At 61.1% G+C, this 17,516-nt stretch carries 19 protein-coding genes and 1 pseudogene; 14 read left to right on the forward strand and 6 right to left on the reverse strand.

Going from position 1 to position 17,516, the window contains the following annotated elements:
* The first annotated feature begins 11 nt into the window (after positions 1 to 11).
* Entirely contained in the window at positions 12 to 407 is a 396-nt protein-coding gene (locus tag HMPREF2698_RS05880) for a DoxX family protein (protein ID WP_070562852.1), read from the forward strand.
* 30 nt (positions 408 to 437) lie between these two features.
* Here the strand turns inward: HMPREF2698_RS05880 and HMPREF2698_RS05885 are convergent, their stop codons facing one another.
* On the reverse strand, positions 438 to 1,292 hold the full coding sequence (locus tag HMPREF2698_RS05885; RefSeq protein WP_070562855.1) for a hypothetical protein: 855 nt from the start codon (positions 1,290 to 1,292) through the stop codon (positions 438 to 440).
* Between the two features lie 37 nt (positions 1,293 to 1,329).
* On the opposite strand from HMPREF2698_RS05885, the gene rimP reads away from it, so the two are divergent.
* From rimP to HMPREF2698_RS05925, 9 genes are all read left to right on the forward strand, one after another.
* Complete coding sequence (gene rimP / locus HMPREF2698_RS05890; protein ID WP_070562858.1) at positions 1,330 to 1,896, forward strand: ribosome maturation factor RimP; 567 nt, start codon at positions 1,330 to 1,332, stop codon at positions 1,894 to 1,896.
* Between the two features lie 3 nt (positions 1,897 to 1,899).
* Positions 1,900 to 2,916, forward strand: a complete 1,017-nt coding sequence (nusA, locus tag HMPREF2698_RS05895; RefSeq protein ID WP_070520103.1) for a transcription termination factor NusA — start codon at positions 1,900 to 1,902, stop codon at positions 2,914 to 2,916.
* A 120-nt stretch (positions 2,917 to 3,036) separates the two neighbouring features.
* On the forward strand, positions 3,037 to 3,372 hold the full coding sequence (locus tag HMPREF2698_RS12935) for a YlxR family protein (protein WP_083303800.1): 336 nt from the start codon (positions 3,037 to 3,039) through the stop codon (positions 3,370 to 3,372).
* A 109-nt stretch (positions 3,373 to 3,481) separates the two neighbouring features.
* Positions 3,482 to 6,205 carry a translation initiation factor IF-2 gene (infB, locus tag HMPREF2698_RS05900; RefSeq protein ID WP_070562860.1) on the forward strand — a complete coding sequence of 908 codons (2,724 nt, stop codon included), beginning with the start codon at positions 3,482 to 3,484 and terminating at the stop codon, positions 6,203 to 6,205.
* 150 nt (positions 6,206 to 6,355) lie between these two features.
* Positions 6,356 to 6,799, forward strand: coding sequence for a 30S ribosome-binding factor RbfA (gene rbfA, locus HMPREF2698_RS05905; protein ID WP_070520108.1), 444 nt, complete (start codon positions 6,356 to 6,358; stop codon positions 6,797 to 6,799).
* The gene (locus HMPREF2698_RS05910) at positions 6,800 to 7,762 is read left to right on the forward strand and encodes a DHH family phosphoesterase (protein WP_070562863.1); all 963 of its coding nucleotides are present in this window, start codon (positions 6,800 to 6,802) and stop codon (positions 7,760 to 7,762) included.
* Positions 7,763 to 9,061 (forward strand): MATE family efflux transporter, encoded by a 1,299-nt coding sequence (locus HMPREF2698_RS05915; RefSeq protein ID WP_070520112.1) that lies wholly within the window; start codon positions 7,763 to 7,765, stop codon positions 9,059 to 9,061.
* 44 nt (positions 9,062 to 9,105) lie between these two features.
* On the forward strand, positions 9,106 to 9,927 hold the full coding sequence (locus tag HMPREF2698_RS05920) for a metallophosphoesterase family protein (RefSeq protein WP_070520114.1): 822 nt from the start codon (positions 9,106 to 9,108) through the stop codon (positions 9,925 to 9,927).
* Positions 9,920 to 10,594 carry a 4'-phosphopantetheinyl transferase family protein gene (locus HMPREF2698_RS05925; protein WP_070520116.1) on the forward strand — a complete coding sequence of 225 codons (675 nt, stop codon included), beginning with the start codon at positions 9,920 to 9,922 and terminating at the stop codon, positions 10,592 to 10,594. The genes HMPREF2698_RS05920 and HMPREF2698_RS05925 overlap by 8 nt, the downstream gene beginning before the upstream one ends.
* On the opposite strand, the gene truB is transcribed toward HMPREF2698_RS05925, so the two are convergent.
* Positions 10,591 to 11,484, reverse strand: coding sequence for a tRNA pseudouridine(55) synthase TruB (gene truB, locus HMPREF2698_RS05930; protein ID WP_070520118.1), 894 nt, complete (start codon positions 11,482 to 11,484; stop codon positions 10,591 to 10,593). The two genes, HMPREF2698_RS05925 and truB, sit on opposite strands and share 4 nt — an antisense overlap.
* 37 nt (positions 11,485 to 11,521) lie before the next feature.
* Here truB and HMPREF2698_RS05935 point away from each other — a divergent pair, with 37 nt between their 5' ends.
* From HMPREF2698_RS05935 to HMPREF2698_RS05950, 4 genes are all read left to right on the forward strand, one after another.
* Complete coding sequence (locus HMPREF2698_RS05935; protein WP_070562866.1) at positions 11,522 to 12,502, forward strand: bifunctional riboflavin kinase/FAD synthetase; 981 nt, start codon at positions 11,522 to 11,524, stop codon at positions 12,500 to 12,502.
* Complete coding sequence (locus tag HMPREF2698_RS05940) at positions 12,503 to 13,420, forward strand: nucleoside hydrolase (RefSeq protein WP_070562869.1); 918 nt, start codon at positions 12,503 to 12,505, stop codon at positions 13,418 to 13,420. It begins immediately after the preceding gene.
* Between the two features lie 80 nt (positions 13,421 to 13,500).
* Positions 13,501 to 13,770: a 30S ribosomal protein S15 gene (gene rpsO, locus HMPREF2698_RS05945; protein WP_010190317.1), complete on the forward strand. Its 270-nt coding sequence runs from the start codon at positions 13,501 to 13,503 to the stop codon at positions 13,768 to 13,770.
* Between the two features lie 141 nt (positions 13,771 to 13,911).
* Entirely contained in the window at positions 13,912 to 16,182 is a 2,271-nt protein-coding gene (locus tag HMPREF2698_RS05950; protein WP_070562872.1) for a polyribonucleotide nucleotidyltransferase, read from the forward strand.
* Between the two features lie 90 nt (positions 16,183 to 16,272).
* Here HMPREF2698_RS05950 and HMPREF2698_RS12940 read toward each other — a convergent pair whose 3' ends face one another.
* The 4 genes and pseudogenes from HMPREF2698_RS12940 to HMPREF2698_RS13240 all read right to left on the reverse strand — a co-directional run.
* Complete coding sequence (locus HMPREF2698_RS12940) at positions 16,273 to 16,437, reverse strand: AMIN domain-containing protein (protein ID WP_227485663.1); 165 nt, start codon at positions 16,435 to 16,437, stop codon at positions 16,273 to 16,275.
* Between the two features lie 91 nt (positions 16,438 to 16,528).
* Complete coding sequence (locus HMPREF2698_RS13235; protein ID WP_141748929.1) at positions 16,529 to 16,723, reverse strand: hypothetical protein; 195 nt, start codon at positions 16,721 to 16,723, stop codon at positions 16,529 to 16,531.
* Between the two features lie 5 nt (positions 16,724 to 16,728).
* Positions 16,729 to 17,118 (reverse strand): VOC family protein, encoded by a 390-nt coding sequence (locus tag HMPREF2698_RS05955; protein WP_070562875.1) that lies wholly within the window; start codon positions 17,116 to 17,118, stop codon positions 16,729 to 16,731.
* A 177-nt stretch (positions 17,119 to 17,295) separates the two neighbouring features.
* Positions 17,296 to 17,516: pseudogene (locus HMPREF2698_RS13240) on the reverse strand (HNH endonuclease); the annotation flags it as partial.

Consider the following 17,516-nt stretch of genomic DNA (forward strand, 5'->3'; position numbering starts at 1 on the left):
GGCTCGCGGGTATGAGTACTCACAACCCCGCACTGACATATTCAATGGCTGCAGCACTCTCTGCCATGGGAGTGCTGCATTTTGCTAAGCCGAAGCCCTTCGAGTCCATCATCCCGCCACAGCTTCCAGGGTCGGCTCGCTTCTACAACTTCACCTCTGGCGCCTGGGAAGTGGTGACCGGTGCACTCCTGGCGAACCCATCGACGCGGCCTGCAGGCGGCCTTTCAGCCCTAGCTTTGCTCGCCGCCGTGTGGCCGGCGAACTTCTACCAGGCCTACAGGGACTTAGAAAGCGGCAAGGCATCAACCGGCAAGAAGATCTACCATGCGGTGCGTCTGCCGTTGCAGATTCCGGTCATGCGCTATGCCTGGTCGCTGTACGCCGAAAAGAACGCCAAACGTCGGTAGCGCAGGAAAATCGAGCCCGCGAGGAAGGAATCAAGCTGCACTGATGCGGTGAGATTGGGCGGCTACAGAAATAAGCCAGCTTCGCCATTCAGCATTGGGTGCCGCTTGGTCGGGCACCTCCTGTGAGGCGGCGGAGGCCCATGTCACCGTGTCACTATGCGCGACGTAGTCAAGGAACGCGCGCGCTGAGGCGGCGTCTACGGGCAGCTCACCGGAGGACGAGGTGTAGGCCGCTGCGGGCTGTGGCACTGGTCCGATTTTGGCTACTGCTTCTTGGAGCGCGAGGACGCGGTTCTCGTGCAGAGCGAGGCGCTCATCAACCAGCTCTTCGACGTCAGGTGTGACATAGGAACGAGCAAAGTCCAAGGCATACACCTGCTGGTATTCCCAGTCCAAGAGTTCGGTGGCGAGGTCAGCGTCATCCTCCGTCAGCTCCGGCACAGCGCCCGGTTCATCGGTGGAGCGGGCCTCCATTGCGATGGCTTGGGCGACGAGCAAGGGCCGAGATTCCGGGGAGACCGCGTCAAGCTGCTCTTCAGTCGATGAAGAAGCTGCGGCAAGCACGGCAGCCGCATCAGTGGCCTCGTGTGCTTCACCCTCACGATTCACTTCGCAGGAGCGCGGAACGTGTCCTTCCTCGTCGCGGCCGCAGAGGCGCTCAATTTCGGAGTAAAGCTCGTCTGCGTGCTGCGCGCGCAGGGACGCGGCATCGGGATCGAGTTTCTGCAGTGCGTGGGCGTCGGCGCTGGCATCGTGAGCCAGAGAGGTCAACGTAGGGTCTGCATGGGGGCCAAAATAATCCACGATCGCGTCGGTGGCTTGGCAGCCACCCAGCCAGGGGGCGGCGCAGACTAAGAGGGCGGGCACAACTACTCGGCGGTTCACGCGATAGACCCTACCCGGGTGTCCTAGTCTAGAGCGCATGGCATTCCCAACACCCGCGCAACTAACCGAAATCCTGCAGCCTGTCGCCGCCGCGCGCGGCCTCGACATCGAAGACGTGAAGACCACTCGTGCAGGAAAGAAATCTCAGGTCATCATCCGTGTTGACGGTGACGAACGCCCAAGCTCTGATCTCATTGAGGAGCTCTCGCAGGAGATTTCGGCGCTCTTTGATGCCCAGGAAGAAGCGGGCACCCTCAACTTTGGCGCGGGTTACACCCTGGAGGTGTCGACGCCGGGGGTGGACTTTCCGCTGAGCGCCCCGCGCCACTGGCGCCGCAACCAAGGAAGGCTCGTGGGCTACGCACTCACCGAGGAACCTGGCACGACCCGCGTCGCCCGTATCGGAGCGCTGTCCAAGGATGAAGAATCCGTGGCGCTCATCACCACCGTGAAAAAGGAGGTGCGCTATCAGGTTGAGCGATTGGAAAATCTAAGCCGCGCAGTGGTAGAAATTGAATTTGCCCAACCTTCAGCTATGGAGCTGGAGGCGGCACAGCAGACGTTCGACTTCGCCGAGCAGAACTCGGCAACCCGAGAGGACTAACAAGTGAATATTGACCTAGAGGCACTTCGCACGATTCAGCGCGAGCGCGGCGTCCCGGTAAAGGACCTGCTCGAAGCGATTGCGGGTGCCCTTTTGTATTCCTACCTGGATCACCGTGCCGAGTCAGCCGAGACCAAGGCGGAAGGTACGAAGTCTCGCGTCGACATCGACGCCGATAGCGGTGCTGTCACCGTCGTCGTGACCGAGAGTGATCCGGAGACTGGAGAGGTCATCAGTGAATACGACGACACTCCCGACAACTTTGGGCGCATCGGCGCGCAGGCGGTCCGCGATGCCATCTTGCGTAAGCTGCGCGAGAATGAGGCGGAACGAACCTACGATTCCTATTCGGAGCTCACCGGAACGGTTGTGTCGGGCGTCGTCCAGCGCGATATTCACGCGAACAAGCGCGGCGTCGTCGTGGTGCAGCTGGGTACCGAACACGACTCGCAGGATGCTTTCCTGCTGCCTGCTGAGCAGCTGCCGGGGGAGAAGCTCGAGCACGGCGACCGCGTCAAGGCATATGTCGTAGGCGTGAACCGCAACGGAGCCAAGGTGCAGATCACGTTGTCGCGTACTCACCCAGAGTTGGTTCGCGGCCTCTTTGAACTTGAGGTCCCGGAAGTCGCAGACGGCGCAGTTGAGATTATCGCCATTGCCCGCGAGGCTGGCCACCGCTCCAAGATCTCCGTTCGCGGCCACGCCAAGGGCCTCAACGCCAAGGGTGCGTGTATCGGCCCGAAGGGCTCCCGCGTTAGCAACGTGATGCGTGAACTCGGTGGCGAGAAGATCGACATCATCGATTTCAACGAAGATCCTGCCGTCTATGTGGGCAACGCTCTTGCTCCGTCAAAGGTCGTGCGCGTAGAAATCCTCGACTCGGAGGCGCAAGTGGCCAAGGTGACTGTGCCGGATTACCAGCTCTCGCTCGCAATCGGTAAGGAAGGCCAGAATGCCCGCCTCGCGGCGCGCCTGACTGGATGGAAGATTGATATTCACTCTGATGCCGCTCGCGATTAGCTTTCCGACGGGCCTGCGGTGGGATTAAAGGTTTGGCCCGTTTTCGCGTAGAGTAGACAACGGCCCACATGCAGGAATGCTGTGGCGCAGGAATAGTGGCGATACGACGTAAGGAGTTGGATGTCTCAAGGACAGCGGCTCCGCACGTGTATTGCTACGCGTCAAAAGCATCCCGACACGGAACTGCTCAGGGTGGTCGCCGATAGGGACGATCCTTCAGGACGCCGTGTTGTTCCGGATCCAGGCCGCCGCCTTCCTGGGAGGGGAGCGTGGATTAGACCGGATCTGGAAGCAGTAGAGCTGGCGGAGCGAACCCGTGCCTTCAGGCGCGCGCTCCGATTGTCCACAGACGTGGACACAGGTCACGTACGTGAGTACCTCGCTGCTCAGCAGCAGGTGCAGTCGGCGGGCAAGCGCCCGTGCGACCCAGAGTTAAAAAGGAAGACCGAACACTGATGAGCGCACAACGATGAAGCAGCATCAGCGATGAAAGTCCATAGCCATTAACTAGGGGTCAAGCCGTGTTCCGCGGCCTTGGCTCCTAGAAAGATTAAAGAGGAGACAAGTGCCCGGAAAGCTACGTGTACACGAGTTGGCAAAGCAGCTCGGTGTAACCAGCAAGGAACTGCTCGCCACGCTGAAGGAACAAGGCGAGTTCGTCAAGACCGCATCCTCGACCATCGAACCGCCGGTGATCAAGAAGATGCGCGCACACTATGAAGCAAAGGGTGGCAACGACAAGCCCGCAGACAAGAACGCGTCTGCAGCTACCCCTGCTTCCGCTGCCAAGAAGACTGCAGAGAAGAAGCCGGCGGAAAAGAAGCCAGCAGCCACGCCAAAGCCTGGCCCCAAGCCGGGTGGTGCCCCGAAGCCAGGTGCTGCTCCGACACAGAGCGGCGCCCCCAAGCCGGGTGCCGCTCCCAAGCCGGGCGGTGCCCCGAAGCCGGGTGGCGCTCCCAAGCCCGGAGCACAGCGCAAGGGCGGCGAACGCGCAGTTACCCCGCGTTCCATGCCGAAGCCTGGCGGTACCCGCCGCGTGGCCAATAACCCGTTCTCCACGGGTAGCTCCAGCGATCGACCCAGCCCAGGGCCGCGCCCGGGCGGAAGCAAGGGTCAGCGCTCTGGCGGCAAGCCTGGAGATAACCGCGGCGGTAAGGGCGGCGCACGCCCGCAGGGCGATGGCAACCGTGGTGGTGGACGTCGTCCTTCGCCAGCGATGATGCCTTCGCATCCGAATCCGGCCAGTATGCCGTCGAAGGCCGCAGGTAGCGGCGGTGGCGGTCGCGGTCGTGGCGGCCGCGGTGGTGGCCCAGGCCATGGCGGTCCAGGCCACGGAGGTTTCCGTGGTGGACGCGGCGGACGCCGCGGTGGCACCGCTGGTGCATTCGGACGTCCCGGTGGCGCACCGCGTCGCGGTAAGAAGTCGAAGCGTCAGAAGCGCCATGAGTTTGAAGAGCAGCAGAAGCATGAGGTAGGCGGCGTACGCTTGCCTGACGGCGGCGGTAAGGTTGTTCGCCTTCGCCGCGGTGCTTCCCTGGCTGACTTCGCCGAGAAGATTGGTGCGGATCCCGCAGCATTGGTGCAGGCGCTCTTCAACCTCGGTGAGATGGTGACCGCTACGGCCTCCGTATCTGAGGACACCCTGCAGCTCTTGGGCTCGGAGATCAATTACGAGGTCCAGGTTGTCTCCCCTGAGGATGAGGACCGCGAGCTGCTCGAGTCCTTCGACCTGCAATTTGGTGAGGACGAGGGCGGCGAAGAAGCCCTTGAGAAGCGCCCGCCAGTCGTGACCGTGATGGGTCACGTTGACCACGGTAAGACCCGCCTTCTGGATACCATCCGTAAGACCAACGAAGGTGCGGGCGAGGCCGGCGGCATTACGCAGGGCATCGGCGCCTACCAAACCACGGTGGACGTTGAAGACGGTCCGCGAACCATCACCTTCCTGGATACCCCGGGTCACGAGGCGTTTACCGCCATGCGTGCCCGCGGTGCTAAGTCCACCGACTTGGCCATCCTGGTGGTTGCTGCTGATGACGGCGTGATGCCGCAGACCATCGAGGCAATCAACCACGCGAAGGCAGCGGATATCCCTGTGGTCGTCGCGGTTAACAAGATTGATAAGCCGGAAGCTTCCCCGGACAAGATTCGTGGTCAGCTCACTGAGTACGGACTTGTTCCGGAGGAGTACGGCGGCGACACGATGTTCGTGGACATTTCTGCGAAGAACAACATCAACATCGACGACCTGCTCGAGGCTGTCATCCTGACCGCGGACGCTTCCCTAGAGCTCACCGCTAACCCGGACATGGACGCGCAGGGCTCTGCCATCGAGGCTCACCTCGACCGCGGTCGAGGCCCGGTGGCTACGGTCATCATCCAGCGCGGTACGCTGCGCATCGGTGATTCCATCGTGGTCGGCGATGCCCACGGCCGCGTGCGTCGCATGCTCGATGAATTCGGTAACGATGTGGAAGAAGCCGGTCCGTCCCGCCCGGTCCAGGTGCAGGGTCTCAATGGCGTACCAGGTGCCGGCGATAACCTCTTGGTTGTTGAGGACGACCGCGTGGCTCGCCAGATTGCCGCACAGCGCGATGCTCGCAAGCGTTCCGCTCTGCAGGCGAAGGCGCGCAAGCGCGTCTCCCTCGAGGATCTGGATGCCGTGCTCAAGGAAACCTCGACGCTCAACCTCATCCTCAAGGGCGACAACGCCGGTTCCGTCGAGGCACTGGAAGACGCCCTCTTGGATATCGAGGTCGACGACGAGGTACAGCTCAACATCATCGACCGTGGTGTTGGTGCGGTGACGCAGACCAACGTCACCTTGGCTGCTGCCTCCGACGCCGTCATCATCGCCTTCAACGTCCGCGCTGAGGGTAAGGCAACCGAGGAAGCCAACGCTGAGGGCGTTGATATCCGCTACTACACGGTGATTTACCGTGCTATCGAAGAGGTCGAGGCAGCGCTGAAGGGCATGCTCAAGCCTATCTACGAGGAGCGCGACACCGGTGCAGCGGAGATCCGCGCGCTGTTCAAGTCCTCCGCGGTCGGCACCATTGCCGGTTGTATGGTCACCGAGGGCAAGGTCAAGCGCAACGGCAAGGTGCGCCTCGTACGCGACGGGAACGTCATTACCTCCGATGCCAAGATCGAGTCCCTGCGCCACGAGAAGGATGACGCCAACGAGATTAACGCCGGATACGAGTGCGGTATGGTTCTGTCCTACCCGGACATCCAGGTAGGCGATATTATTCAGGCCTTCGAAGAAGTCGAGGTCCCGCGCGACTAGCCGCACCTGAGTTCTTCACTTTGTGACAGAGCTCAGATACTAAAGCCCAGCCAGTAAATATTCTGGCTGGGCTTTAGTCGTTTCGGCCGAACGGCGTCGAATCGGTATCCTAGACTAGTTGCCAGTAACCGTACGCAAAGGAGCTTCACCATGGTTGATCACGCACGCGCCGCACGCATGGCTAAGCGCATTCAGACAATCGTTGCGAGTGCGATTGAACGCCAGATTAAGGATCGCCGCCTTGAACTGGTAACCATCACAGATGCCCGCGTAACGGGTGACCTGCACGATGCCACCGTGTATTACACGGTGCGCGGAACGGATATTGATTCTGAGCCGAATTTTGACCAGGCGGCCGAAGCACTCACAAGGGCCAAGGGCCAATTGCGCAAGATCGTGGGTGATGAGCTGTCCGTTCGCTTTACCCCGACGTTGTCTTTTGAGCTCGATACCGTCCCTGAAGCCTCCGCTCACATGGAGGATGTGCTCGCACGCGCACGCGCACGCGATGCGGAGTTGGCCAAGCTGAAGGAAGGCGCGAAGCCGGCTGGGGACGCGAACCCATATAAGACCTCGGATGAGGAAGAAGACTAAGTGTCACGAACCAACTACGAAGCCGCAGTTGATGCGCTGGTACAGGCCAGCAGCATTTGCATCATCACCCACTTGCGCCCCGACGCCGACGCTGTTGGCTCAGCGGCGGCCCTCACGTTGGCGCTTCGTCAGCGCGGTAAGCAGACCCGCACCGTGATTGGCCAGCGCCGAGACATTTCCGCCAACCTGTTTTCGATTCCCACCGTGGATGAAATCGAGTTGGTAGATGAGCTCCCGCAGGGCTATGACCTTTATGTCACTGTGGACTGCGGATCGATCGACCGGACCGGATCGGTAGCACGGGGCATTGAGGAGATGGCGGCCGTTGGGCGCGTCCTGTGCATCGATCACCACGCCTCGAACGACGGCTTTGGTGCGATCAATGTTGTGGATCCGGTGTGCGAGTCCACCACGGTGGTGTTGCTCGATATCTTAGATAGGCTGTCCATTCAGATTGATCGCGTCATCGCGCACTGTCTGTACGCCGGGCTAGTGACCGACACAGGTAACTTCCGGTGGGGCCGCCCAGCGATGCACGATATTGCCGCGCGCCTGATGCTCTATGGGCTTGATACCAAGCAGATCGCGTTGGAGCTTATGGACGCCAGCACCGCCGATGACCTGCAGATGATCGGTCGCGTCCTCTCGGACCTCAGGATCGAAGCAGCGGGAGAGCACAGACTCGCTGTCCTCTTCGTGCCGCATGAGGAAGTCAGTACGCACGCAGATTCCGCGATCGAGTCCTTCGTCGACTATGTCCGCGCCTTGAAAGGCACAGACATCGGGGTTGTGTTCAAGGAACAGGCCCCTGAAGTGTGGGCGGTGTCTCTGCGCTCCTCAGCAGTGAACTGTGCCGAGGTGGCCCTCACCTTTGGCGGAGGAGGCCATATTCCAGCCGCCGGCTATACCGCGCACGGCACGCCTGAGGAGGTTATTGCGCAGCTGGTAGGTGTGTTGTCTTAAATGGCTTCCGAGCAACCCGTCAAGGTTTCTGCGGCGGAAGTCTTCCGTCTTGCCGTGCCCGCTTTGGGTGTCTTAGCGGCCATGCCGCTGTATTTGCTTTTGGACACCGCGGTCGTGGGACGGTTGGGCGCGCAGGATCTGGCCTCGCTGGGGGCTGCGGCCACGATCCATTCGGTGGTCACTACCCAGCTGACCTTCCTGTCCTATGGCACTACCGCGCGTGCTTCGCGTTTGTTCGGCGCAGGCAAACGTGAGGAAGCTGTAGCCGAAGGTGTTCAGGCCACGTGGGTTGCGGTCGGCGTCGGCCTGGTCCTAGCGGTCCTTATGTGGCTCTTCGCCGGGGTTTTTGCCTCCTGGTTGACCGGCAACCCCGAAACGGCGAAGGGAACCGCACAGTGGCTGCGCATCGCCGCCATCGCGATTCCTTTTACCCTCATCACGATGGCTGGTAACGGTTGGATGCGAGGTGTACAAGACACCCGCAAGCCCTTGTACTTCACACTCGCCGGTATGATTCCTGGCGCTAGTGCAGTGCCTATTTTCGTGCACTTGTGGGGGCTGCAGGGGTCCGCCTTAGCCACGGTGTTGGGGATGGGAATCATCGCGGCATTCTTCCTCAGGGAACTGCGCCGCGAACATACCGGCTCGTGGGAAGTTCGCTGGCGCGTCGTACGCCGGCAGCTCGTGCTGGGGCGCGATCTCATTGTGCGCTCGTTGAGTTTTCAAGTGGCCTTTCTATCCGCAGCAGCTGTGGCTTCGCGCATCGGAACCGCACAACTGGCCGCGCATCAAATCTTGATGCAGTTGTGGAACTTCTTGTCCCTTGTGCTGGATTCCCTGGCAATTGCCGCCCAGGCCTTGACCGGCGCGGCACTGGGTGCAGGCTCAGCGCGTTATGCCCGCACGGTGGGTACTAAGGTGACGCTCTACTCGACGTCCTTCTCCCTTGGACTTGCTGTGATTCTTGCGCTTGGTTCCGGGATCATCCCGCGGATCTTCACCACGAGCCCGGAAGTCCTCGAGGTGCTCTCCGGACCTTGGTGGGTTATGACTTTCCTCGTCATCATCGGCGGGGTGGTCTTCGCCTTGGACGGCGTTCTCCTCGGCGCTGGGGATGCAGCGTTTCTTCGCACGCTTACCTTGGCGTCGGTACTTCTAGGCTTCCTTCCCGGCGTCTGGTTGGCTTTTGCTCTAGGCACCGGGCTTAGTGGAGTATGGGGCGGGATCGCCGCGTTCATTTTCATCCGCATGGTGGGCGTCGTCTGGCGCTTTCGCTCGATGCGGTGGGCGCGGGTCTAAGCCTGTGGTAGAAGTAGAGGGAATGTTCGTGTGAAGGAGGCATTATGACCACTCTGTGGGCCGTCTCCGATCTCCACGCGGCGGTGCGTGTCAACGGTGAGCGCATCGATGAACTCGTGCCGCCGAATCCCCATGACTGGTTGATTGTCGCAGGGGACGTCGCCGAGCGCATTGACCTGGTGATCAACACCTTGGCGCGGCTGAAGAACCGCTATGCCACCGTCATTTGGGTGCCCGGCAACCATGAGCTTTTTTCTCGGGGACAGGATGCATTTAAGGGGCGCGCAAAATACGACCGGCTTGTTGAAGGCTGCCGTGAGATCGGCGTGATCACCCCAGAGGATCCTTATCCGGTCTTCGGAGGGGTGACCGTCGTCCCACTGTTTACGCTGTACGATTACAGCTTTCGCCCGCCGGGGACCACGGTCGAACAAGAGCTTGCGAGCGCAAAGCAAAAGCAAATCGTCATGACCGATGAATTCGCCATCGCCCCCTTCGTCGATGTGCGTGCTTGGTGCTGGGACCGGCTGGCCTATTCAATTAAGCGCCTGTCCCGGGTGGAAGGGGAGACCGTCCTCATCAATCACTGGCCATTGGTCCAGGAGCCGACCCTCTACTTGCGCTGGCCCGAAGTGGCCTTGTGGTGCGGTACCCGCCACACGCGTTCGTGGCCGCGGCGCTACAACGCCAAAGCCGTGGTCTATGGACATCTTCACATGCCAAACCGTGCCAATATCGACGGCGTGGACCACATCGAGGTTTCGCTAGGGTATCCGCGTGAATGGCAGGCACACGGTGGCCTCCAGCAGTGGCCGTATCCGGTGCTCACCATCGATGAGACGACGGGGAGGGCCGAGCATGCTTGAGCCTTTCCTCTTCCCAGAGTCTGCGCGCTACTGCTATGTGCGCACGGATGAGTCGATGACTAATCTCCTCAATTTCCACCACCTATCCCCAGAGGAGCGCGCTGTGGTCTCGCAGGCCGTGGACGTCCGCAAGTCGGAATTTGGGGATGCCCGCTGGTGCGCTCACCGCGCGCTGAAGGAGCTTAATTACACCGGCGACGAACCTATTCTGCGCGGTGAGCGGGGCATGCCGCTGTGGCCGGAGGGCTACACGGGATCGATGACGCACACCGAGGGGTTGCGCGCGGCGGTGGCAGCGCCCACCACACACGTCCGCTCGATGGGACTCGACGCCGAGCCAGCGGAGCCCTTGCCGGAACACGTGTTGACGATGATCGCCCGGCCAGGGGAGATGCCGCAGTTGTCCCGCCTCCGCGCGGCGGGCATCTCCTGCCCGGACCGCCTGTTGTTTTGCGCGAAGGAAGCCACCTACAAGACGTGGTTCCCCATGACGCGGCGGTGGCTCGATTTCGATCAGGCCGAAATTGACTTGCGCCTCGACGGAACTTTAGTCTCCTACCTCCTAGCGCGACCGACCCCGGTGCCGTTTATTACCGGCCACTGGATCATTCGGGACGGCTATGTCATCGTCGCCGCCGCCGTCCCGGCGCTCAATTTTGAGAACTAAAGAGTGGAGGGGCGAGCGACAAAAACCGTGGCCAGGCGCTTGCCTTTCTCTTTGATCAGGGCGACGGATCGGCCCTGCGGATCGACGGCCGCGTAGGTGCCTTTCAACCCACGCGGCTCCAGCCACTTACCCATGGCCAAGGCCTGAGCCTCGTCATCGGTGACCTCCAAGACCGGATAGCTACGGGCGAGCGCCTCGTCGAGGCTCAAGGACAGCTTCGGGGAGGTCTCGAGGGTGTCGAGGGGGAGGGCGTCGTCAAGCGTAAAAGGCCCTACCTCCGTGCGGCGCAGCTCGGTGAGATGTCCGCCGACGCCGAGTGCTTCTCCCAAATCCCGCGCCAGCGAGCGGATGTAAGTACCCGAAGAACAGGCCACCGACACGTCCAGATCAATGAACTCTCCGGTGCGCCGCGTATCGAGGATATCGAAGCGGCTGACCGTGACGGGGCGCGCTGGAATCTCAACCTCTTCGCCCGCACGCACCCGTTCGTGGGCACGCTTGCCATCGATTTTGATCGCGGACACCGCTGCCGGACGCTGCATAATATCGCCGGTTAAGGCATCAACTTCCTGCGCAATGGCTGAATCTTCCACAGCGGTTGCCGGTTCGCCCCACGTTGGTTCCCCCTCCGCGTCGTCGGTGTGGGTCGCCATCCCGAGGCGAATCGTGGCGTCGTAAGCCTTGGTGGAGGCCACCATGTGGGCGAGGAACTTGGTGCCACGCTCAATGCCCACGATGAGCACCCCCGTGGCCATGGGATCTAGCGTGCCTGCGTGCCCCGCCTTGCGGGTGTGGAAGAAGCGCCGTAGTTTTCCCACGACATCGTGCGAGGTCATGCCGGCGGGCTTGTCGACGACCACGAGGCCAGAACGTTCGAGCGGATCAGTCATGCCCTGCAGTCTAGGGCACCGTCTGCTGTGGGATAGCATGGTGCCCGTGGATATTTGGTACGGAATCGATAGCATCCCCGCTGACCTCGGTCCGACGTCGGTGACAATTGGCGTCTTCGACGGCCTACACCGCGGCCACCAGCAGCTCGTGACGAAGGCCGTCGAGCACGCGCGCGAACACGGTCATAGTGCGGTCATGGTGACCTTCGATCCGCACCCAGTTTCGGTGTTCCTTCCGGAGCGCGCGCCGTTGTCCGTCATTACTTTTGAGCGCCGCATGCAACTGGCGGAAGAAATGGGCATCGAGGCCGTGCTCGTCATCGATTTCACTGAGGAGCTCCGGGGCGTTGAGCCGCGCGAGTACGTGACGGACCTCCTTGTGGGGCGCTTGCATGCGGAACACGTCGTGGTGGGGGAGAACTTCACCTTTGGCGCGGGCGCGGCTGGTACGGCGGCGGCGCTGGCGGAGTTCGGAGCCGAGTTCGGCTTCGGCGTTGACATCGTGCCCTTGCTTGACGACGACGGCGAGCGCGTCTGCTCCACCAACATCCGCGCCGCTCTTGCCAAGGGCGATATTGCACGCGCGAATTGGGCGCTGGGACGTCATTTCACGGTGACTGGGCCCGTCGTGCGCGGTGCAGGACGCGGCGGAAAGGAACTCGGTTTCCCGACCGCCAACCAGTACTTCCCGGAATCCGTCGCTATCCCAGCCGATGGCGTCTATGCGGGCTGGTTCGTGGTCGAGCCCACCGGCGCCCCTTTGGAAGGAGACATGGAGCCCGGTGTTCCTTATCCAGCGGCCATTTCGGTGGGCACAAACCCCACCTTCGGCGACGAGGAGCGCTCTGTGGAGTCCTTCGTGCTGGACCGCGACGCCGACCTCTACGGCCACGAGGCCACCGTGCATTTTGTCGATCACGTGCGCGACATGGAGAAATTCAACTCCGTTGAGGAGCTCCTAGCGGCCATGGAGCGCGACGTCGCCCGAGTTCGTGAGATTCTTGCCCGTGAGGCCTAAATGAAGATCATCCTCGACCTCGACACAGGAATCGACGACGCCCTTGCGCTCGCCTATGCCGTTGCGCACCCTGACCTCGAGCTGATCGGGGTCACCGGCACCTATGGCAACGTGCCGGTGGCCTTGGGAGTGCGCAACTCGCTGGCGTTGCTCGAGCTTCTCGACGCCTCGGACGTCCCCGTCTTTTCCGGCCCGACGCGGCCGGGCTTTAGCGTGGCTCCCATTTCGGCGTTCATTCATGGACGCAATGGCCTCGGCGAGGTTCTCTTGCCTCCGCCGCGGCGCAAAGCCTACGAGGATGCGGTGGGCTTTCTTGTCCGTTCGGTCCGCGAGCATGGCGAGGACCTGGTTATAGTGCCGACGGGGCCGTCGACAAGCATTGCAGCCGCCATGCGCGAGGACCCGGACTTTGCCCGCAACGCCCGCATCGTCATGATGGGCGGCGCGCTAACCGTGCCCGGAAACGTCACTCCTTATGCCGAGGCCAACGTCTTCCAAGATCCCCAAGCCACGGACTATGTCTTCCGTCATGCACAGAACCTCACGATGGTGGGGCTCGACGTCACGTTGCGCACGTTGCTCACCAGGGAGCATACGAAGCAGTGGCGAGGCACGCGGACGGGCCGGATCTACGCGGACATCGTGGACTACTACATCCGCGCCTACAAAACGACGTCTCCGCACCTCGGCGGTTGTGGGCTCCACGATCCCTTGGCGGTGGCAGTGGCAGCGGATCTTTCGCTGGTCACATGCCTCGACCTCAATCTGCGGTGTGAGGAGAACGGACGCACCATCGGTGACCCTGAGCGCCTAAACAATCCCACCACCCGCGTGGCCGTTGCTGTCGACGACGCGCGCTTCGTCGAGGATTTGATGTCGAAGCTGGGCAGCCTCTATACTTCTACTTCGGCTTGCTGACTGCGGTCCACAGTAGTCACGGGCAGCGCCTTTCAGGCGCAACATTTCATGTGGACTGAAATACAATAGGAGATTTTTCCATGGCTTTGAGCACCGAGAAGAAGGCTGAAATCCTCAAGGAGTACGGCCTGCACGAGACCGACACCGGTTCCCCGGAGGCACAGGTTGCGCTGCTGACTTCCCGCATCAACAACCTGACCGAGCACCTCAAGGATCACAAGCACGATCACCACTCCCGTCGTGGTCTGCTGCTCATGGTTGGTCGCCGTCGTGGCCTGCTGAAGTACCTGGCCGCTAACGACGTTGACCGTTACCGCGACCTGATTTCTCGCCTGGGTCTGCGCCGCTAAGCGCTGAACTTTTCAACCCCCGCACCTTGTGTGCGGGGGTTTTCTTGTCCCATCTGCTAAAATCCTTGGGCGTTGTCAGAAAACATCGAAGAAGAGGCGGCACCGAAGATCGCCATGACAGCTCCAAGGAGAGTTTCATACATGAGCGCTAAGAACGCTAAGAATCAATCGAACAACTCCGTCGAGTTCGCAATCGACGAGGACTACGGCATTACCGAGGCCATCGCCACCCTGGATAACGGCGATTTCGGCACCCGTACTATCCGTTTTGAGACGGGCCAGCTTGCTCGACAGGCTGGTGGCTCCGTGACCACCTACCTGGACGAGGACACCATGCTGCTGTCCACGACCACCGCTTCCAACCAGCCGCGTGAGGGCTTCGACTTCTTCCCGCTGACCGTGGATGTGGAAGAGCGCATGTACGCCGCGGGTAAGATCCCGGGCTCCTTCTTCCGCCGCGAGGGCCGTCCTTCCACCGAAGCTATCCTGGCCTGCCGCCTCATCGACCGCCCGCTGCGTCCGACCTTCGTGAAGGGTTTGCGCAACGAGGTTCAGGTCGTTGTCACGGTCCTCTCCATGGACCCGGAGGAGTACTACGACGTCGTTGCCATCAACGGTGCTTCTGCCTCCACTCAGCTCTCCGGTCTGCCGGTTTCTGGCCCGGTGGGTGGCGTGCGCATGGCGCTGATTGCCGATGACAAGCACCCGAAGGGACAGTGGGTGGCCTTCCCGAACAACGAGCAGCACGAGCGTGCTCTCTTCGAGATGGTCGTTGCCGGCCGCATCGTGAAGAAGGGCCGCAAGGACGACGTTGCCATCATGATGGTGGAGGCGGGCGCCGGCGTGAACGTGGCCGAGCGCATCAAGGAAGGTGCCCCGGCTCCGCAGGAATCCACCGTGGCTGAGGGCCTTGAGGCTGCCAAGCCTTTCATTAAGACCCTGTGCGAAGCGCAGGCAGGCCTGGCCGAGCGCGCCGCCAAGGAGACCCAGGAATTCCCGCTCTTCCCGGCCTATGGGGATGATGTCTACGCTGCTGTCGAAAAGGCTGCCTCCAAGAAGCTGGAGAAGCTGCTTACTATCCCGGGCAAGCAGGACCGCGACGATGCTACCAATGACTACATGGAGCAGGTTGAGGCACAGCTCATCGAGGACTTTGATGACCTCGATGAGGCCGATGCCTCCAAGCAGATCCGCAATGCTTTCAACGCCGTGATGAAGGCCATCGTCCGCAACAAGATCCTCACTGAAGGGTTCCGCATCGATGGCCGCGGCGTCACCGATATCCGCGACCTCGGCGTTGAGGTCGATCTCGTTCCGCGCGCCCATGGTTCCTCCCTCTTTGAGCGCGGTGAGACCCAGATTCTGGGTGTGACCACCTTGGACATGCTCAAGATGGAACAGCAGGTCGACTCCCTGACCCCAGTGGAGTCCAAGCGCTACATGCACCACTACAACTTCCCGCCGTATTCCACCGGTGAGACCGGCCGAGTGGGTTCCCCGAAGCGCCGCGAAATCGGCCACGGTGCTCTGGCTGAGCGTGCCTTGCTGCCGGTTATCCCGTCCCGCGAGGATTTCCCTTACGCCATCCGCCAGGTTTCTGAGGCCCTCGGCTCCAACGGTTCCACCTCCATGGGGTCCGTCTGTGCATCCACCCTGTCCCTCTACAACGCGGGCGTTCCGCTGAAGGCACCGGTGGCAGGTATCGCCATGGGCCTTGTTTCCGGTGAGGTCAATGGCAAGGAAAAGTTCGTGGCGCTCACCGATATTCTCGGCGCTGAGGACGCTTTCGGCGATATGGACTTCAAGGTCGCCGGCACCTCCGAGTTCATCACTGCGCTGCAGCTGGATACTAAGTTGGACGGCATTCCTTCGCACGTGCTTGCCGACGCCCTCGAGCAAGCCCGCGACGCCCGTGCCGCCATCCTTGACACCATGGCTGAGGTCATCGAAGGCCCTGATGAGATGTCTGGCCTGGCTCCGCGCATTACCTCTGTGACCATTCCGGTGAACAAGATTGGTGAGCTCATTGGCCCGAAGGGCAAGACCATCAACGCCATCACCGAGGAGACCGGTGCCGATGTCTCCATTGAGGAAGACGGCACGGTGTATATCTCTGCCGCTACCGGCGAAGCCGCTGAGGCAGCTATTGAGCGAGTAAATGGCATCGCTAACCCGCAGCTACCCAAGGTGGGCGAGCGTTTCCTTGGCACCGTGGTTAAGACCGTGGCCTTTGGTGCCTTCGTCTCCCTGACCCCGGGCCGTGACGGCCTGGTGCACATCTCGAAGCTGGGCGGCGACGAGCGCATCGAAAAGGTCGAGGACGTCGTCAACGTTGGTGACAAGATCCAGGTTGAAATCGCGGACATTGATAACCGCGGCAAGATTTCCCTGGTTCCGGTTGAGGAGGACTAATCCTCAGATCACCTAGGAACGACTAGGACGAGGGCCCTGCCATCCAGCGCTTAAGTAGCTGAGGCAGGGCCCTTAGCGTTGCCGCGGCCGCTATTCTTGGAAGTCGAGTACCAAGCGCTTGGGGTGCTCAAGGAAAGTCACCGAGTACGGCGTCTTCTTTTTCAGGCCAATGACCAGTTGGGATTGTGCCTCGAATGAGGTGGTGTATACGACTTCGCTCACCACGCCGGCACCAGGTGTAGTTCCCGGCTTCATATATTTTTCTTCAAGCTCAGGCGTGGAAGGCCGCGGGGTGCCTTCGATTCCCAGGTTGAGAAAAGCGCTTCCTTAAAAGCAGCGGCATTGGCTACCTGCCGGGAAGAGGAGCCAGCGTGTCATTGGACTGCTGCGGTGCATCGGCGGTGCTTGTGCTCGACGGAATCGTGCTGACCAGCGGCGCCGGTAACGTATCCGCGCCGCGATCCGCGCATCCGCCCAGCGGCATGATACATACAGCGGTGATGATTGCGACGATGGAAGCGGAAGAAACTGGACGCGACAATTTCGCTATCTCTTAAGCTGTACAAGTTGGATGAGGTTTCCTACGGTGTCATCGAAGACAGCGATGATAGAGGGGCCGACGTCGGTGGGCTCCATAGTGAAATCCACGCCCTTTTCAGTGAGCTCCCTATATTCCTTCTCCACGTCTGCGGACAAGAACTGGGTGGCAGGAATGCTATCGGCCTTGAGCGCTGCTGCGTAGTCCTTGGACACCGGGTGGGCCTTCGGCTCGAGGAGGAGCTGCGTATTTCCTTGACCTTCAGCATTGGTCACCGTGAGCCATCGAAAGTCTCCGTGGGTTACATCGTCCTTGGCTCGAAAGCCGAGCGTATTGACATAGAAGTCGTGCGCGCGAGCAACGTCATCGACAGGTACTGAAGCAATGTAGATCTGCATTCGCCCCATATAAACGAGCATGACGAAACCACGCCGGCGGCCCTGCCTGCAGCAGGGGAGACCTGACTAGGGCTGAGTGATACAGTCGTCGTTCTTTTCGACGGTGGGTGTGTTCTTGGTTTCTTGTCCTTGCGGTTGTTTGGAGTGGTGTCGTCGTTTGATTCGACGACTCGGGGTTTAGAAGGGGATGTCCTCGCCGTTGTCGGTGTTGGTCTGGGTTTCGGCTTCGGTGTTGGCTTTGGTTTTGGCTTGTTGTTGTGCGTAGTCGTCGAGTTCTTGTTTGAGGTGTTGGGCTTCTTCACGCACGCGTTTTCTGGTGGCGGTGATGTGTTGGGCGACTGTTTGTGCCCACCGTTTCTGTTTTGGTGCCAGGGGGCCTTCTGCTTCGTTGATGGTCC

It is taken from the genome of Corynebacterium sp. HMSC072A02 (assembly GCF_001810085.1).
Lineage (GTDB): Bacteria > Actinomycetota > Actinomycetes > Mycobacteriales > Mycobacteriaceae > Corynebacterium > Corynebacterium hesseae.